This is a genomic window from Paenibacillus sp. Soil766 (assembly GCF_001428105.1).
GTDB lineage: Bacteria > Bacillota > Bacilli > Paenibacillales > NBRC-103111 > Paenibacillus_E.
Genome location: NZ_LMSJ01000054.1, coordinates 30174 through 47863, shown reverse-complemented (window position 1 = coordinate 47863; position 17690 = coordinate 30174). Strand labels below are relative to the sequence as shown.

Here is a 17690-nt window from a genome sequence, read left to right as displayed (position 1 = left end):
GCAGCTTTTTGCGTATGTACAGGTAGAAGGCAGCTTGAAATAGGTTGATATTTTTAAAGAATAGGTTGATATCATGTATCGATAATCCCTTATCCGGGGGCTATACTTAGCTTGTAGCGCTTACATTAGGAGGAAGAGAGAGATGACGACTGTGTTAAAAGCGAGTATGAAGTTGGATAAAAGTTTTCGAATTGCTGAAGTCGATAAACGTATTTACGGATCTTTCATTGAACACTTGGGACGTGCCGTTTATGGCGGCATTTATGAGCCTGGACATCCGGCAGCAGATGAACAAGGATTTAGGCAGGATGTTAGGGAGATGATCAATGAAATCGGTGTCCCTATCGTTCGTTATCCAGGGGGCAACTTCGTCTCAGGATACAACTGGGAGGATGGTGTTGGACCGATTAGCGGAAGACCTGCTAAGCTGGAGCTGGCATGGCGTGTTCTAGAGCCTAATTTATTTGGAACCAATGAATTTCTCGCATGGACCAAACAAGTAAAAGCACAAGCGATGATGGCCGTTAACTTAGGCACTAGAGGGATAGATGACGCCAGAAACTTGGTGGAGTATTGTAATCATTCCTCGGGTTCGTATTGGAGTAATTTAAGAATTGCTCACGGCTATCCAGAGGCTTATGGGATTAAGACGTGGTGTTTAGGAAATGAGATGGACGGTCCTTGGCAAATTGGTGCCAAAACGGCAGACGACTATGGTCAATTGGCGAATGAAACAGCGAAAGCGATGAAATTCGTTGATCCATCGATCGAGTTGGTGGTATGTGGAAGTTCTTTCCGGGGAATGCCAACCTTTGTGGATTGGGAAGCCACCGTGCTTGACCATACGTATGACAATGTCGACTATCTATCCTTGCATACGTACTATGGAAATGCAGATAATGACACTGCCAATTACTTGGCCAAATCGCTGGATATGACAGCTTTTATACAAGAGATCATTGCGGTGTGTGATTATATAAAAGCCAAAAAAAGAAGCAAAAAAACGATGATGCTTTCCTTCGATGAATGGAATGTATGGTTCCATACGTTGGAGTCTGACAAAAAGATGGAACCTTGGCAGTTTGCACCTCCACAACTTGAAGATGTGTATACCTTGGAAGATGCTTTAATGGTAGGGACTATGCTGATCACACTATTAAAACATGCGGATCGCGTGAAAATTGCCTGTTTAGCACAATTAGTGAATGTCATCGCACCGATTATGACACAAACGGGTGGTCCTGCATGGCGTCAAACGATCTTTTATCCGTATATGCACACCTCCGTCTATGGGAGAGGAACGGTGCTGCATTCATTCATAGATGCTCCTAAATATGATACGAAGGACTATACGGATGTCCCCTTCCTGGATACCGTTGTTGTTTACCAAGAAGAGAAGGATGAACTTACGATATTTGCCATTAATAAAAGTCTGGATTCCTCATTAGTTATGACGTGCGACTTGCGTAGCTTTGAGGGATACCGCGTGGTGGAACACATTGTATTGGAAAATAAGGATGTGAAAGCCGTGAATTCGATGAGTCATCCTAATCGTGTTACACCGCATAGTGGTGGCGATGCTGCCATACGTGACGATATGGTGATTGGAACATTGCCAAGGTTATCTTGGAATGTCATACGACTGTGTAAATAATAGGAGGGCAAACAGCCAGTAACCTTGAGATGTCTAGGTTGCTGGCTGTTTTGATTGCATGACCGTCATAAATGGCCTGTATAGTTTTTACGGAAATTTAAGGGAGAGATCCCTTCCTTGGTTGAGAAGCAGTGTGAGAAGTAGGAGGCGTGTTGAAAGCCGCTTTCTTCTGCAACCCGCGTCATGGTCCAATTGGTCTGAATCAGCAGTTTCTTGGACTGCTCGATGCGAAATTGAAGCAAATAATCATTGGGTGTCATCCCGAATACCTTCAACATGCATTTGGCAATGTAGTTAGGATGATAGTTAAGATGCTCTTGCAACAGGGCATTGGATATCTTTTTCGTGTAATTTTGACGAATAAATAACTCGACTTTCTCAGCTAAATGAAACGCAGTCATGTCGGTTGTTGAAATTAATTCACGGTTAATATGCTGCATAAACAATTGAAAGGTATTCTGTTTCCTCCAATTACGTTGGGAGCGCGCTTCCTGTTCCAAATCGAAGAAGTATTCTAATATTTCTAAGGCTTTGTGATTGAGTTTCATATATTTGGGGATAAAAATGGAGTTCACTTCCGCATGATTTAGGAAAGCCTTTTGTTTGTGATCCTCAATGAGGGAATTCTGATTCTGTAAACACGCATCCATATCCATGTACTCATCCCATGCGCCATACGTGTGGAAATGAATCCAAAGGATTTCGGCTTCCTGCTCACAAGGAGCCGTTCCAAAATGCGAGAGATCAGGTCTTAGGATAATGGCGTCATTTTGCTGGAGAGTCCATTCATTCGCGCCTTCTCCGATGTATATGGTCCCTTTTTTGACGACGATTAGATCAAATGCACCAATGTTAGTTCTGCTTATATGGCTCTCCCCAATTTCGTAGTAAGCGTTTCCGCAATCTAGGAAATAAGGAATTGGTGGAGCAATGAAGTGAAGGACGGTTGGTTTCATGGCCTACCTCAATAAGTTCGTATTTGTAATCCAATATTTGACATGGATATGCTTACTTATATTTTACGTGATGTGCCCTGTGAAAGAAAGTGATTTTGGCGAAATATAGCGAGATGATGAGTCATTTTACAGATGGACATGCTCAAAAGGGATAAAGCCCACTTGACATCCTCATTAAATATGTCATAATGATAATATCAAATCGACATTAAAGTTGTGAAAGCAGGTGCCGCATTGGACACTAACGAAAATGGGTCGAACTACTCTTCCCAAAAGTACCGGACACCAGATGGTGCACCGAGTGATATTGTTATTTTCACCATTACCTCAAAGGAGAAGAACACGACCAAAAAGGCGCTGCCCATTCGGGAGCTACAGGTCCTGCTCATACAGAGAAAACAATGGCCATTTGAAGGCCAATGGGCCTTGCCTGGCGGATTTTGCCAAGAGTCGGAGAGTATGTATGCGTGTGCTCGGAGGGAGCTACAAGAGGAGACGGGTGTCGCGGATGTTCATATGGAATACTTTAACGTCTACAGTGAACCTGGGCGTGATCCAAGGGGATGGATCATTTCTCATGCTTTCTACGCCTTAGTTCATGAGGGATGGTTGGCTGAAAGACGTGCTGATTCGGATGCCTCTGATGTACGTTTATTTACCGTGGAGGAGGCGCTTGAGCTGACGTTGGCTTTTGATCATCGGCAAATAGTGACGGATGCCTTGCATCAGATTCAGCAGAAGATGCTCACAACGACGATTGCCAAGGAGTTTCTTCCCGAGGAATTCACGATCGGTGAGTTGTACCAAGTGATTCAAACGGTTGTGCCGCATTTTGAGGAAAGCAACTTCATCCGCAAAATTACCTCTACGCAAAGCCGCAAAGGCATTATTGAAGAAGCAGTGGATCGCAACGGAGAGCCGAAGCTTTCCAATCGCTACTCGCAGAGAGCTGCACAGCTCTATCGGTTTACAGATCTGACGCCTCAGCTGTCGATTTACAGCTAGGCGCTTCTCTTTACATTTTGATAATGTCATATTGAAAGTATTGGCGATCTGAAGTTAAACTTAAGGAGGCGTTACGTATGAGAAAAGCATGGTCATTCTTGGCATTATTCATCCTTATGGTTGCCATTGCGATCTACACGTCATCAACGGCCATTGAAATCGTCGCGACTACGACAGGCTTGTTGTGCGTATGGTTAACAGCGAAGGAGAACATCTGGTCATGGCCAGTTGGACTGGTTAATGTGGGTTGTTTCTTCGTGATGTTCTGGGAGGCGAAGCTATACGCGGATACGATGCTGCAGGTGTTCTTTTTCATATTGAGCGTGTATGGTTGGATCATCTGGCTGACGAAAAGGGAAGGTACTAAAGTGCGTCCGACTAGAAAAATAACCTTACGACTCACGCTCGTATTAAGTGTATGTTTGGTAGTGATGACCCTGCTCTGGGGCTATGTGCTGCAAACGTACACGGACGCCTCAATTCCATACGCCGATGCTTTCATTGCTACATTAAGCCTCATTGCGCAGTATTTACTCTCATCGAAAGTGCTGGAGAACTGGCTCATCTGGATGGCCGTCGACGTGATGTCGGTAGCGATGTATGCTTACAAAGATTTATATGCTGTTGCTTTTCTCTACCTTATTTTCCTGTTCATCGCAACGGCTGGATATGTCTCATGGAAACGTGAACTACACACCGTAGAACGGAGGAATCTTGTATGTCACAACACAGAACAGGCTTAACGCTAGGGAAGTTTGCCCCGCTGCACGCGGGTCATCAATTCATGATCGAGACTGCGATCAAGGAGATGGATGAAGTGATCGTTGTCATCTACGATTGCCCTGAAACGACGGATATTCCTTTGCGTGTGCGGTCCAATTGGATTCGTACCCTTTATCCGCAGGTGCACGTTATCGAAGCGTGGGATGGTCCCCATGAAATCGGCGATACGCCAGCGATCAAAAGGATGCATGAGGCCTATATCCTGCAGAAGCTGGAGGGGCGAAAGATCACACATTTCTACTCCAGTGAGTTTTATGGTGAACACATGAGTGCAGCTTTGGGGGCGGAGAATCGTCAGGTTGATCCGGATCGGAACACGTTTCCGATATCGGGCACGCAAGTGCGGGGGAACCCTTTTGACAATCGCAAATTTCTGAGTCCAGTTGTTTATAGGGATCTGATTGCAAAAGTCGTATTTCTTGGCGCTCCTTCTACGGGGAAATCCACTCTTACCGCTTACATGGCGAAACAGATGAACACAACTTGGATGGCGGAGTATGGACGGGAATATTGGGAGAAGCACCAGGTAGATCGCAGATTATCGTTAGAGCAGCTTGAGGAGATTGCGGAGGGGCATTTGGAAAGGGAAGAGCTTCTGATGAAAGAAGCACGAGATGTCCTCTTCGTGGATACCAACGCGATTACAACGTATATGTTTTCTCACTATTATCAAGGTAAGGCTACGCCGCGTTTGACTCAACTGGCCGTGGATGCGGCGTCGCGGTATGAGCTTGTTTTTGTCTGCGATACTGATATTCCTTATGCAGATACGTGGGATCGATCGGGGGAGGTGCAGCGGTTTGTGTTCCAGAAGCAGATTATTGCTGATCTCAAAATGAGACAAATTCCGTATTTCCTATTACAAGGAACGCTCGAGGAGCGGGCGGAACAAGTAAGTCATATTTTGAACACCTATCATAAATATCATAGCCTGAGTGAATGGTTAATGAAGCAAACTGGTAGCCGTGGGAGGGAGTAAGGAATATGAGTAGAACAGATTTATTGGATAAAATCAAAGGCGGAATCTACGGCGTCGCAATCGGTGATGCGTTGGGCGGCACGACCGAGTTCATGAGTGTCCCGGAGATCAAAGCGAGATATGGGTATTTGACAGAGATCATTGGCGGAGGCGTCTGGCGCTTAGAGCCTGGTGAAGTGACGGACGACACGATGATGACGTTGTGTGTGGCGGAGGGGATTTTGGCGAAACCAGATGATCCTTTGGCTGCGATCGGTGAACAGTTTATGAAATGGTACCAAACAAGGCCGAAAGATATCGGCAATATTATTAGACATACTTTTGAAAATGTGGAGGACAGTTGGTTCGAGGCTGCTTATGTAACGCATATTGAGATGGGGCAAAGTGCAGGGAATGGTTCGTTGATGCGTTGTTTGCCGGTAGCTCTGGCGTACACGGACTGGAAGGATATTGAGCGGGTTTCCCATATGCAATCGAAAATGACCCACTATGACGAAAGATGCAACGAAGCTTGCATCCTCTATAATCGCATTGCTTATCGGCTGCTGCAGGGAGAAGCGATGAAAGCAGTGATCCAGCAGGAGCTGATTGGAACGGCGTATGAAAGCATACTCACATCTGTGCCCAATTGCGCTGCCAATGGCTATGTTGTGCACACGTTCCGCTGGGTGCTCCATATTTTGCTGGAAGCTTCCGACTTTAGCGAGGTTGTTCAAAGGGCGGCTAACTTAGGCGATGACTCGGATACGATAGGTGCCATTGCTGGTGGGTTGGCTGGCATTTATTATGGCTATGAGGAGATTCCTGCAAAGTATGCCGAGTCGATCCTGATTAAGAAGCGGTTGGATGAGATCGCGGTGAGGTTGGTTGGGGTCAGGGATGGGTTGGCATAGTTAAGTTAATGTATGATCAGTATGGATTGCTGTGAATGTGAAAATAACTTACGGACAAGTGAAAGCACCTTTAGAAGGTTGCGCTAACTCTGTCCGTTTTTTCATGTAATAACGTGTAAAGCAAAATTAGATGTAGGAAATCCAGTTAATCCCCATAAGCTCCCAAGTCTCGGTAAGATAAGTTGGCGATATTGCTCTTACTTAATATCTTGTAAGAAATTCTAGAAATCACAGAAATTTATTCGATAGGGGGGTGCTACTATACAAATATAAACAAAGACGAGGTGATGATATGCAAGCAAAACTGGCAACGGACGCCCTTCCCACCCCGAAAAAACGGGATTCATGGATAAGAACAATACAAAGATATAAAGTCATGTATGCTCTCTTATTTCCGGCATTAGTGTACTTTGCGGTATTCAAATATATTCCTATGGCGGGGATCATTATTGCTTTTAAAAACTATAACCTAGCCTTAGGACTATGGGACAGCCCATGGGTGGGATTGAAGAATTTCAAAGATTTTATTAACGGCGTTTATTTCTGGGACATTATGAGAAATACGATCATCATATCGTTGTATAAGCTATTGTTCGGTTTCTCCGCTCCGATCATACTGGCTTTGCTTCTCAATGAAGTGTATACCCAATGGTTTAAGAAAATTGTACAAACGATCACGTATCTCCCCCATTTTCTGTCATGGGTCATTGTTTATGGACTGATGGTGGCGTTATTAGCACCAGGGGATGGCCTTTTTAACATGATTTTTAAGGAAAATGGGATTGAGCCCATCTCCTTTCTAACGGAACCTGCCTGGGGTAGACTGCTGATCATCCTATCTGAAATATGGAAGGATATTGGCTGGGGGGCAATCTTATACCTTGCCGCATTGGCGGGCATTGATCCCAGCTTATATGAAGCGGCTCGGATTGATGGTGCTTCCAAGTCGAGACAGCTATGGCATGTCACATTACCTGGCATTCGGGGCGTCATTATTCTGATGCTGATCCTTAAATTAAGTCATATTTTGGACGCTGGTTTTGATCAGATATTCATGTTTGCGAACAGTTTCAACCAAGAGAAAATCGACATTATCGACACATGGGTATACCGTGAAGGGTTGGAGCGTTTGAAGATTGGCTTGGCTACGGCTGTGGGATTGTTTAAAGCGATCATCGGATTTGCTTTAGTTTTGGCTGCGAATAAGATTGCCAAAAAATTCGATGGGCAAATTTGGTGAGGTGGTTTTCTACATGATTAATTTGACGGTCGGGGAAAAAATATGGCAAGTAGTCGTCTATTCTATTCTTGTAATACTAGCCCTACTTTGCTTACTTCCCTTTTTATATGTGGTTGCTGTTTCAGTAACACCGGAATCGGAAGTCGTAAGAAAAGGGATTGTAATTATACCAGAAACCTTTACTTTCTTAGCCTATAAAGAAGTATTCATTTCGCATGGTATCGGGCAAGCGTATAAAATTACGTTGTTTCGAACAATCGTAGGTACTGCGCTTAATGTGATATTTACGGTCGCAGCTGCTTATCCGTTATCCAAAAAATATTTGCCAGGACGCAGCACATTCTTAATATTTATTGTGTTTACGATGATGTTCAGCGGAGGCTTAATTCCAAGCTATTTGTTAATCCGCTCTCTAGGATTGCTGAACAGTCCGTGGGTATTGATTATTCCGCATCTCATTAGTGCATTTAATCTGGTCATTATTAAAGGCTTTTTCGAACAATTGCCTCCTGAAATCGAGGAATCGGCTAGGGTGGACGGTGCAAGTGAGCTTCAGTCGCTTTGGAGAATTATTTTACCCCTCTCTATGCCCGTGCTTGCCACGATATCCTTATTTTACGCCGTGGGACATTGGAACAGTTATTTCGATGCAATTGTTTACTTGAATGATGCGAACTTAATGCCGCTTCAAGTTGTCTTGCGCAACATTCTACTTAACATTTCATCACAAAATGCCGATTCGATGGCCAATTCCGGGACGGTGAGCAAATTCGCTGTGCAAATGGCTGCTGTCGTCGTGACGACGGTTCCGATCTTAATTGTGTATCCATTTATGCAAAAGCATTTTACCAAAGGTGTGCTTATGGGATCGATTAAAGGTTAAAAGGCAATTCCTACCTAGGTTGTTACGGGGACACCGTGATAATATATATACAAGCAAAAGGAGAGGTCAATATGGAACGTAAAAAGATTACATTTACTGTTCTGGCTGCTATCGTAGGGCTGGGAACGCTATTGTCAGCATGTGGGAACCAAGATGAAGTGAAGCCTGCAGCTTCAAGCAGCCCTCAATCCGAGGCTAACAAGTTTGCGAACAAAATAAAGATCTCGATGTTTAACCAAGGTACTTTCAATGCTGCCGCTCCAATACCTCCACGTGAAGAAGATATTCAACGCCAAATGTTGGAAAAGGCAATGAACATCGATTTGGATATGACGATTCCTCAAGCTGGGCAAGCAACAACGAAGTTGAATACGCTCATTGCAGGTGGAGATATTCCTGATTTGCTCTTCCTGAAGAGTCGCTCCGATCTCGCACAATATTATGATCAAGGCGTTCTTGCGGATTTGACGCCGTACTTGGATCAATTTCCTGAACTAAAGAAGCGTTTTGGTAATGATTCCTGGGAAGCGACGTCCTATCAAGGAAAAACCATTGGAGTTCCAGGGTATGATAATGTAAACGGTATTAGTCGAAGCTTCTTCATCCGCAACGATTGGTTAAAAAAGCTAGGCTTGAAAGTGCCGACTACGCCTGACGAGCTATTCGAAGTAATGAAAGCATTTACGGAGAAAGACCCAGACGGAAATGGGAAGAACGATACGTACGGATTCATCGGCGGTATGAATAAAGAAGGTAATCTGCAAACCTATGGCTTCGATAGCTTGATGTGGATGTTCGGCGTTAATCCGCCTTCAGCCATTGATATCAAAGACAATAAACCGGTATTCTTATTTATCGATCCTAAAATGAAAGAAGCACTCGGCTACATCAATAAAATGATGACAGCCAAAGTTGTGGACCCCGACTGGGTGACGATGAATACACCAGATTTGTTAGATCAGAAGTTATTTAAAGGTAAAGTTGGCTTTATGATTAGAGATGCCCGCAGACTTGAACCGGATTATCAGCAGAAGATGAAAGAAATCGGCGGAGAGGTACCAGAATGGATCGTGATTCCTCCAATGAAAGGGCCATACGGCGATCAAATCGTGGAGAGAAAATCGTTCCAAGGCAATTCATGGGCCATTTCCAAGAAAGCAGATAAGGACAAAATCATTCGGATCTTGTCTATGCTGGAATATATGTTTACGGACAAAGAAGCCTATCCGAATTTCGCATACGGAATTAAAGGAATTCATTGGGATGTCGTAGACGGCAAAATCAAAAATAAAACCTCTGAATTATCCAAAGACATGAAAGAAAAGTACCTATGGGTGGATCATTATAGAATGCCGCGTCGTGGCGATGATGCCGAGTACTTCAGCTTCCAGAATCCGAAGACGGCAGAAGCTTTCACGAACAATCAGCAATATGTAGGTCTTACTTTGGCTGGAAATCTGTTGACAGCAGACCCGAGCGATACGTTGGCAGCAGACCGTACACGTTTCATTAATGAAAGCTTAGTTAAGTTCATGTCGGGCAAAGACCCTCTAACCAACTGGGACAATTTCCTCAAAACATTGGATACCAAGTTCGACATGCAGAAATATAAGGATACAGCCGTTAAACAGTTTAAAGAAGCAGGCTTAATCAAGTAATAAGACGAAGAGAGTGGCGATAAATAGCCCCTCTCTTTGTTGTCCTATGCTATGCTTAGTTTAATACAGATTCCAAAGGAAGATGACCGATGCGAAGAAGAATCAGCTTGCCTATAAAACTATTTATGATTGTGTTTGCATTTGTATTAAGCTGCATCATCTTGATAAGTCAATTGTCCTATCGCTATGTTCAGAAGGAAATCAGAACGAACGACATTTATTACACAAACCAAATCTTAGACAAAGTTGACCAGTATTTAACGGTTAATTTTTCCTCCTTTCAGACGATCTTGTTCTCGGTCGAAACATCGGTGAAAGCAAACCTTACCAATACGGAAGTCATTAAAAAGCAACTAAGAGAGCTCTATGAACTCAACAGTAATTACGTGAGTAACATTTACTTGATCAATCGTGATTTATCCATTTTAGGCGGAAGTACGACTACGCGAATTTTCGATGAACCGTTATCTGACAGAAAACCTTTATTTGATGCGGCCGACAAGAACAGACGGACAACATTTGTCAGTGATCCTTATAAATCGAAGTACTCCGGCTGGACCGTTACGATGGTGCGATATCTGAACGGCGCTCCGACTCCAATGGCCATTGCCGTTGATTTGGATCTAAATGCGATTGAAGAAACCTTGTTTAAGATTAATAAAAAAGAACAAATGAATCTAGCTTTGATGACCACATCGGGTAAAATTATTGCTGGGTTTTCGGAAAATAGAGGACCCCTAAGTATTCAAGATCACACTTTTTCCATCGGGGAAACATCGGCAGAACAAATTTTGGATACGACAGGCACAAGCCTTCAATTGCATACAAAAGATGGCATCCCGGTTTCTATTTTGAAAAAACCGACGGAGAAATTTAATTGGTTCCTCATCTCGATCAATGATGAATCTCGTATGGAAGCTGCGTTGTCCAGATTGGAAAACTATTATCTCGGACTGCTAGTTGCAGGCCTGCTCTTAAGTTTGTTTATTTCCTTTTTTATTGCCAAATATATAAGGAATCCGCTCTATGCGCTCAAAACTAAAATGAAGCGGGTAGAGCAAGGCGATCTGACAACAACAGTTACGATTAAGCGAAACGATGAATTCGGTGACCTTTCTCTAGCATTCGACCGTATGCTTCAGCAAATCGTGGAGCTGATTCGGCGAGGAGAACTTCATAATGAACTGGAGCGGAAACTGGAAATCCAAGTGCTGCAATCGCAAATAAACCCTCATTTTCTATATAATACGCTTGGATCTATAAGCAATGTCATACGTCTTGGACAAATAGAGAAAGTAGATGTGGTGATCGGATCTCTCATTTCCATATTGGAATACGGGATCGCCGACGCGTCGGAGAAGGTTTCACTACGTCAGGAGTTGAGCAATGTATCAGACTATATCGCAATACAGAACATTCGTTATAACAGGCACTTCCAGTTAATTGAGCATATTGAAGAGGGCTTGATGGATTTTCCGGTTTTTCGAATGCTGCTGCAGCCTATTGTGGAGAATAGTATCTTCCATGGCTATAGCGGAGGTGGAATCGAAGGGTCGATTACGATTCATGCGTACAGGAATGGCAGCAATGTCATGATCGAAGTCATTGACCAAGGCGAAGGAATTCCAGCGGATCGCATCCCGCATATTTTAATCGCAGACCCGAGTGATCTGGAAGTAAAAAGAAAAAGAATCGGGTTAAATAATATTCATGGTCGAATAAGACTACACTACGGGGAGCAGTTCGGGCTCCAAATTATAAGCACACCTCAGGAAATAACCTGTGTCCGCGCCGTATTCCCGGTAGGTTCGTTTAAAGGAGATGCATGAAAAGTGAGAGACTACACTTGCTTCATTGTTGACGATGAAGACTTAATCATTCAACGCTTGGAACTATTTTTTAGCGAGCTCTCCCATAAAGAAAGACGCTTCCATTTAGTGGGAAAGGCGAATAACGGGCAGAAGGGGATAGAGGAGATTTTGAAGCTAAAACCGGACATCGTCATCTCCGATATCGTTATGCCGCGAATGGATGGGATCGCCATGATTGAGCAGTTAAAGCTGGAGCTGCCGCATACCCAATTCATTCTTTTGACCGCCTATTCGACTTTTGAATATGCACAGCGAGCAATTCATGCCAACGTCTTGGAATACATTGTTAAAGTTCCGTTGAATGAAGCTGATTTGAGTCGAGCTTTGGTTCGGGCAGCCGGAATTCTGGATGAGGTTAAGAAAAAAGAAGAAGAGTTTCAATTATTAAACATATCCGTACTTGAAAATAAATATAGAGTTCGTAAGCAATTTTTCAACGAGCTGATCAGAGGCGAAATACCCCCTCATCGAGTATCGAATTTCACCAATCGCATGGAGTCTCAGTTCTTTCAAGCCAACTACTGCTGCTTTATTGTAGAGATGAATCTGTATGAAAATTTTCGCAATGAATATTCAGCGGTTGACCAAAACATCTTGAAATATGCAATTACGAATGTCATTGAAGAAACGGTGATGAATTGTGGCAGGGGGGTAGCTACGGATCTATCTGATAATCGTTTTATTGGCTTCCTATCCTGGGAAAATAATCGCAGCGATATGGATACCGAATATGCCTGTCAGGCATTGGGGAGTCAGATTGTTACCCATTTGCAGCAGTATTTGAATCAACGCGTATCTGTCGCTTTCGGCGGTCCGCATCGAGGTTGGGAATCCATCAAACAGGCTTACACGGAAGCTCACAATGTGAGTGAGGATTTCTATTATCATGGGGAGAAAGTAGTCAAAACACCCGCGCATCGGTTCCATTACCGGAATAACAGAAGAGAGGAAATTCAGCAGAAATTGGCTGGTTTTCTGGTATGGGTGCAGAGACAGGTTTCCAAGGAAGAACTGGAGAAAGAAATTGGGGATATAAACCAATTTGTTACGGATCATAAAATTCATAAGTCCATCATGGCGCCTATGCTTCGAGATTTGTACAGAGACATTGTTATGAAATTTAAATCAGGGAACACGTCGACCACGGAAATAGCCGAGTTTCCCATCGAATTTATGACATTTCGGGAGCAGCTAACCTATATTAGCGATTTCACATTCGAATATGTACACGCTGGCCAACTTTTACATCGGGCAGAAATCATGGGAGCCATGCGTTTTATAGAGAAGAATCTGAGACAACGTTTAACCTTGGAGGCGATTGCTGAGGATGTGAACTTAGCGCCATCGTATTTCAGCAGTCTATTTAAGAAAACAATGAATGAAGGCGTGATTAGCTACATCAATCGTAAAAAAATCCAATTGGCGCTCGAACTGCTAAATGCTCAGGATTATTCTATTTTAGAATTGTGCGAGGAAGTAGGCATTGTAAATGAAGGGTATTTTTGCAAACTGTTCAAAGAATATACGGGTGATACACCTAAGCAATATCGGATAAAAATGACAAGGTATGAATCTAAATAAAATATGATTTTTTCTTGAAATCATGTAAATAAACGGTGTGCAAAAGGACTACCATGATAGATGTATCTTATCATGGAGGTTATTACAATGGAGCTTATTAAAGCGGATGTTACCGTCGTAGGCGGAGGAATTGCTGGGCTATGTGCTGCTATTGCTGCTGCTCGTCAAGGGCTGCAAGTGTCACTTATTAATGATCGACCGGTGCTTGGAGGCAATGCCAGCAGCGAGGTTAGGGTTCATATCAACGGGTCGGCTTATCTCGGCAAAAGTCCATCCTATTATGCGCGTGAAGGCGGGTTAGTGGAAGAGCTCAAGTTGAAGATTTTTCATTATAATCCCCTATATAACAAAAAGCTTATGCTTTCGCTTTCGGATACGGTCTTGTTGGATATGGTTTATGCGGAGCCTAACATTGCTCTCTATCTGAATACATGTGTGCATGAAACGAGCATGGAGAACGGCAGAATTGCATGGGTGGAGGGTCTTCAATTGGCTTCCGAAAGGAAATTTCGGTTTGAAAGCCGAACCTACATCGATTGCTCTGGAGATGGGGTTGTTGGATTTCAGGCAGGCGCGCACTTTCGATGGGGGAGGGAAGCGAAGCATGAGTACAACGAAAACTTGGCTCCTGAAGTGGCGGACCATTACACCATGGGAGACACGATCCTTTTCCAAGCTCGCGATGTAGAATATTCGGTTCCGTTCAAAAGGCCTGGCTTTGCGTATGATATTACGAAGTTGCCCTTTTTCGATAGCATCAGGAAGGGCTTGAACCATCGGGCTTTCCCTAGGAAAATCAACGGACTTGGCGGATTGTGGTGGCTGGAATACGGCGGACATATGGATATTATCACCAATAATGAAGACATCGCATTGGAGCTGCGCAAATTGGTTTACGGGATATGGGATTATATCAAAAATAGCGGTGAATTTGATGATGTCGACAATCTCATCTTGGATTATGTATGCCCAATTCCGGGCAAGCGGGAGTCGAGGCGGTTTATTGGGAATCACATGTTGTCCCAGAATGATCTTATAGAGAAGCCGCACTTCGAAGATGCTGTATCCGTCGGTGGTTGGTATATGGATTTACATGCTGCGAAGGGTATCTACGATGAGGGACCAGCTACAGCCTGGAATTTCGTGCCGGGTTTATACAATATTCCGTTCCGTAGTTTATTCTCGCAAAATATACCTAACCTCATGTTCGCTGGTCGCAATATAAGCGCTACGCATGTTGCTTTCGGATCGACAAGGGTAATGGCAACCTGCGGTTGTATGGGGCAGGCAGTTGGAACGGCCGCTTCGCTATGCCTGAAATATGAAGTAGACCCCGCAGATATCGCCCGAGCTCATATGGGAGAGCTGCAGGCGTTGCTGCTTCGAGACGGGCAGACGATTGTAGGGCTTAAAGAAGAGTTGGATCCTTACTTCGCTGATGGGTTAAGCGTAAGTGCCTCGTCTCAGCGCAGTTATGAGAATCTACACCTAACTGAAGCGATTCCGCTGGATCAAGGGGTATGTTTGGTTCTGCCCATTCAGACTGCCGTAGCGGAAAGTGTACAGATTTCAATTAAAAACAGTTCCGAGCATTCGGAAACGCTGCATGTGAAATTGTTTGGCGGGGATCGGAAGGAAAACTACATTCCAACTAGCCTGTTGAAAGAGTACAACTTGGCAATTGCAGGTGGTCATGACGACTGGATCACGCTGGACTTGGGTTGCGTGAAGCCAGCGGATGATAAAATATACATCGTGCTGGAAGGTACGGAGAGTCTTGCTGTACACGGTAATGAAGAGAAAATAACAGGAGCGGTTAGCTTCCATTATAGGCCGGAAGAGCCGTCCAAGTTGAAGAAATTGGGTAAGAGCATTTGCTTCAAGGACGTGCTGCCAGCGCAGAATATGTATAACCCCGAGAATGTCGTCAATGGTTACTCCAGACCCTATGGTCTGCCTAACGGTTGGATTTCCGAACGTACGGAAGGACAGGAGTGGTTGGAACTCAGTTTGGCAAGTCCTAAACATGTGGACGAAATTCATCTCGTATTCAATTCACAGCTGGATTTGGAGCATTTTGATGATCCGATTGAACCCCTTATGCAAGATTATGATGTGACCTTGACCTTCGAAGATGGAACGGAGAAGAATATTAGTATCCGTGGGAATTATCTCACCTTGAATAAACATAAGGTGGATGCGCAACATGTAACCCGAATTCGGATTGATTTCTGCGCTACGTATGGTTCGCCTTATCATGAAGTGTTTGCTATAAAATTGTTCGCTCCTATTAGCGATAAGTGAGGACAGGTGAAGTCATGATGCAGGAATTATTCCCTCGAAGAGGGTTACCTAATGTCATTCAGAAATTGGAAAATGGGGAAGACGTGACCATCGTCTATTTTGGCGGCAGTAATACGCGTTCTCAGGGATACAGGGTGATGACGGCGGATTGGCTGCAGGGGCAATACCCCAAGGCGGATATCCGCACCGTGAATGCTGGGATTGACGGTACGGGATCCGATCTGGGCTGCGCCCGGTTGGAGACGGATGTGCTGCGCCATCAGCCTGATCTCGTGTTTGTTGAGTTTGTCGGTAACGATGGCGGAGTACCTGAGTCCAAGGCGCGGATCGAAGGAATCGTCCGTCAAATCCGCAAGCAGAGTCGGTTTACCGACATTCTGTTCGTTTATACGCTGAAGGAGCGGGATGTGGCAGGATTTCAAGCTGGGGAATACCAGAAGGGAGCGCTTATGCAAGAGGAAGTCGCCGACTATTATGGTATACCTTCGATTCATCTGGGCGTAGCGGTCAGTCAATTGGTGACGGAGGGTAAGCTTATATTTACCTCAGGGAGTTTAGGGGCAGACAAGTCGATTCCCGGGGCTATTGTGTTTACGCATGATTCGATCCATCCGATCATTCCGGAAGGGCATCAGATTTATACGGATACGATTACTCGGTCATTGGAGCAGATTCGTGAACTTAGATCGGAGAGTCTGGAACATAACCTGCCTGAGGACACGCTGGTTCCGGCCAATCCGTGGGAGTACGCCGCTATGCGGCCGCTGGAAGGCTATGCCCAGTTATCTGCAGGATGGTCTTACGTGACTCCTGATGATTTTGCGTTGGCGCGTGATTATAATTGGTTGTTCCCCGGACTATGGCGAGCAGTCGATCCTGGTGAATCTTTCACGGTCCAATTCGAAGGCACGCACATCGGGCTGTTCGATATCGGAGGACCTGATTCCGGCAGATTGAAAGTGACAGTAGATGGCGGGGAACCGTTCCTTGTCGACCGATTCACACTCTATAACGATCATAATCGTAATCAGTTTGTATTCTTGCCGGAGCTTCCGAATGGAAGCCATACGGTTCGTTTCGAAATCGATACCGAGAAGACAGACAAAGCGGCTGCGTTTGAGGCCGCCGGCAATGAGCGAAGCAGGGAGCATGTTCGGGAGCATCCGGAATGGTACAATCAAACGGTGATCCAGCTTGGGAAGTTGTTGGTGGTGCAGCCGCCAGTGTAAGGGATCTGTCCTTTTGGAAGAGCTACATGGTGCCTGACTGCTGTTGAGCAGTCAGGCACCATGTAGTTTTTAGAGGATGGGGATATGTTGGTTGCGACTATAGAAGCTTTTGTGAAAATAAAGAATGTATGTGTTTCATGTGATAAGGCGGCTATATGTCTTCATAAACATTTTGATATGTTTAAGAGGACGGTGTAGCTGTTTATTTTTCTTTTTTGCCCAGTGGGATCCTAGATGTCTTATTTGGCTGATGTCAGCTGAAATTGAGTCTAAAGGGAACGTAGATGCGCTAATTGGCCGAATTTCGTAATTTATCGCGGTTTTCGGCAGAATAGGGCATTGTAGTTCCCCTTCGATGATGATTTCGCCTATTTATCCACAATTAGGACATCCTAGTTCCCTTTCGATGGAGGAGGTAAGGGACTGCCACATCTTGCTAAATTGGTGATAACAATAGCATTTAGAATGCGGTCGCTTCTCTTCGGAGTACTTCGGTAGAAAGTTTTTTCACTTAAAATCTTATAAGAAATTCTAGAAATCAAAGAAATTTCGGGGTCGTGTGAGATGCTATGATACATAAGACGGAGGGGAATTAGCCAGACGAATAAGGCTATTGCTTCTTTGCGATCAGATTAACAAAGGAGGAAATGATGT

13 protein-coding genes are annotated in these 17690 nt (G+C 44.4%); 12 read left to right on the top strand and 1 reads right to left on the bottom strand.

Annotated features, from left to right (window positions below; genetic code table 11):
• The first annotated feature begins 142 nt into the window (after positions 1–142).
• Positions 143–1654, top strand: a complete 1512-nt coding sequence (locus tag ASG89_RS29725; RefSeq protein WP_057314970.1) for an alpha-N-arabinofuranosidase — start codon at positions 143–145, stop codon at positions 1652–1654.
• Between the two features lie 65 nt (positions 1655–1719).
• Here ASG89_RS29725 and ASG89_RS29720 read toward each other — a convergent pair whose 3' ends face one another.
• Positions 1720–2610, bottom strand: a complete 891-nt coding sequence (locus ASG89_RS29720; RefSeq protein ID WP_057314969.1) for a helix-turn-helix transcriptional regulator — start codon at positions 2608–2610, stop codon at positions 1720–1722.
• A gap of 234 nt (positions 2611–2844) precedes the next feature.
• Between ASG89_RS29720 and ASG89_RS29715 the strand changes: the two genes are divergently transcribed.
• From ASG89_RS29715 to ASG89_RS29665, 11 genes are all read left to right on the top strand, one after another.
• Complete coding sequence (locus ASG89_RS29715) at positions 2845–3615, top strand: NUDIX domain-containing protein (RefSeq protein WP_057314968.1); 771 nt, start codon at positions 2845–2847, stop codon at positions 3613–3615.
• A gap of 77 nt (positions 3616–3692) precedes the next feature.
• Entirely contained in the window at positions 3693–4358 is a 666-nt protein-coding gene (gene pnuC, locus ASG89_RS29710) for a nicotinamide riboside transporter PnuC (protein WP_057314967.1), read from the top strand.
• Positions 4334–5377, top strand: a complete 1044-nt coding sequence (locus tag ASG89_RS29705) for an AAA family ATPase (RefSeq protein WP_057314966.1) — start codon at positions 4334–4336, stop codon at positions 5375–5377. Before pnuC ends, ASG89_RS29705 begins: the two co-directional genes overlap by 25 nt.
• A gap of 5 nt (positions 5378–5382) precedes the next feature.
• Entirely contained in the window at positions 5383–6270 is an 888-nt protein-coding gene (locus ASG89_RS29700; RefSeq protein ID WP_057314965.1) for an ADP-ribosylglycohydrolase family protein, read from the top strand.
• Between the two features lie 292 nt (positions 6271–6562).
• Entirely contained in the window at positions 6563–7510 is a 948-nt protein-coding gene (locus tag ASG89_RS29695) for an ABC transporter permease (RefSeq protein WP_057314964.1), read from the top strand.
• A gap of 13 nt (positions 7511–7523) precedes the next feature.
• Entirely contained in the window at positions 7524–8393 is an 870-nt protein-coding gene (locus ASG89_RS29690) for a carbohydrate ABC transporter permease (protein WP_057314963.1), read from the top strand.
• Between the two features lie 71 nt (positions 8394–8464).
• Positions 8465–10051, top strand: a complete 1587-nt coding sequence (locus ASG89_RS29685; RefSeq protein ID WP_057314962.1) for an extracellular solute-binding protein — start codon at positions 8465–8467, stop codon at positions 10049–10051.
• A gap of 89 nt (positions 10052–10140) precedes the next feature.
• Positions 10141–11880, top strand: a complete 1740-nt coding sequence (locus tag ASG89_RS29680; protein WP_057314961.1) for a histidine kinase — start codon at positions 10141–10143, stop codon at positions 11878–11880.
• Positions 11881–11883: 3 nt separating this feature from the next.
• Entirely contained in the window at positions 11884–13503 is a 1620-nt protein-coding gene (locus tag ASG89_RS29675) for a response regulator (protein WP_057314960.1), read from the top strand.
• An 87-nt stretch (positions 13504–13590) separates the two neighbouring features.
• On the top strand, positions 13591–15807 hold the full coding sequence (locus tag ASG89_RS29670; protein WP_082593702.1) for an FAD-dependent oxidoreductase: 2217 nt from the start codon (positions 13591–13593) through the stop codon (positions 15805–15807).
• Positions 15808–15821: 14 nt separating this feature from the next.
• Positions 15822–17036 (top strand): GDSL-type esterase/lipase family protein, encoded by a 1215-nt coding sequence (locus ASG89_RS29665; protein ID WP_235549978.1) that lies wholly within the window; start codon positions 15822–15824, stop codon positions 17034–17036.
• Positions 17037–17690 lie beyond the last annotated feature (654 nt).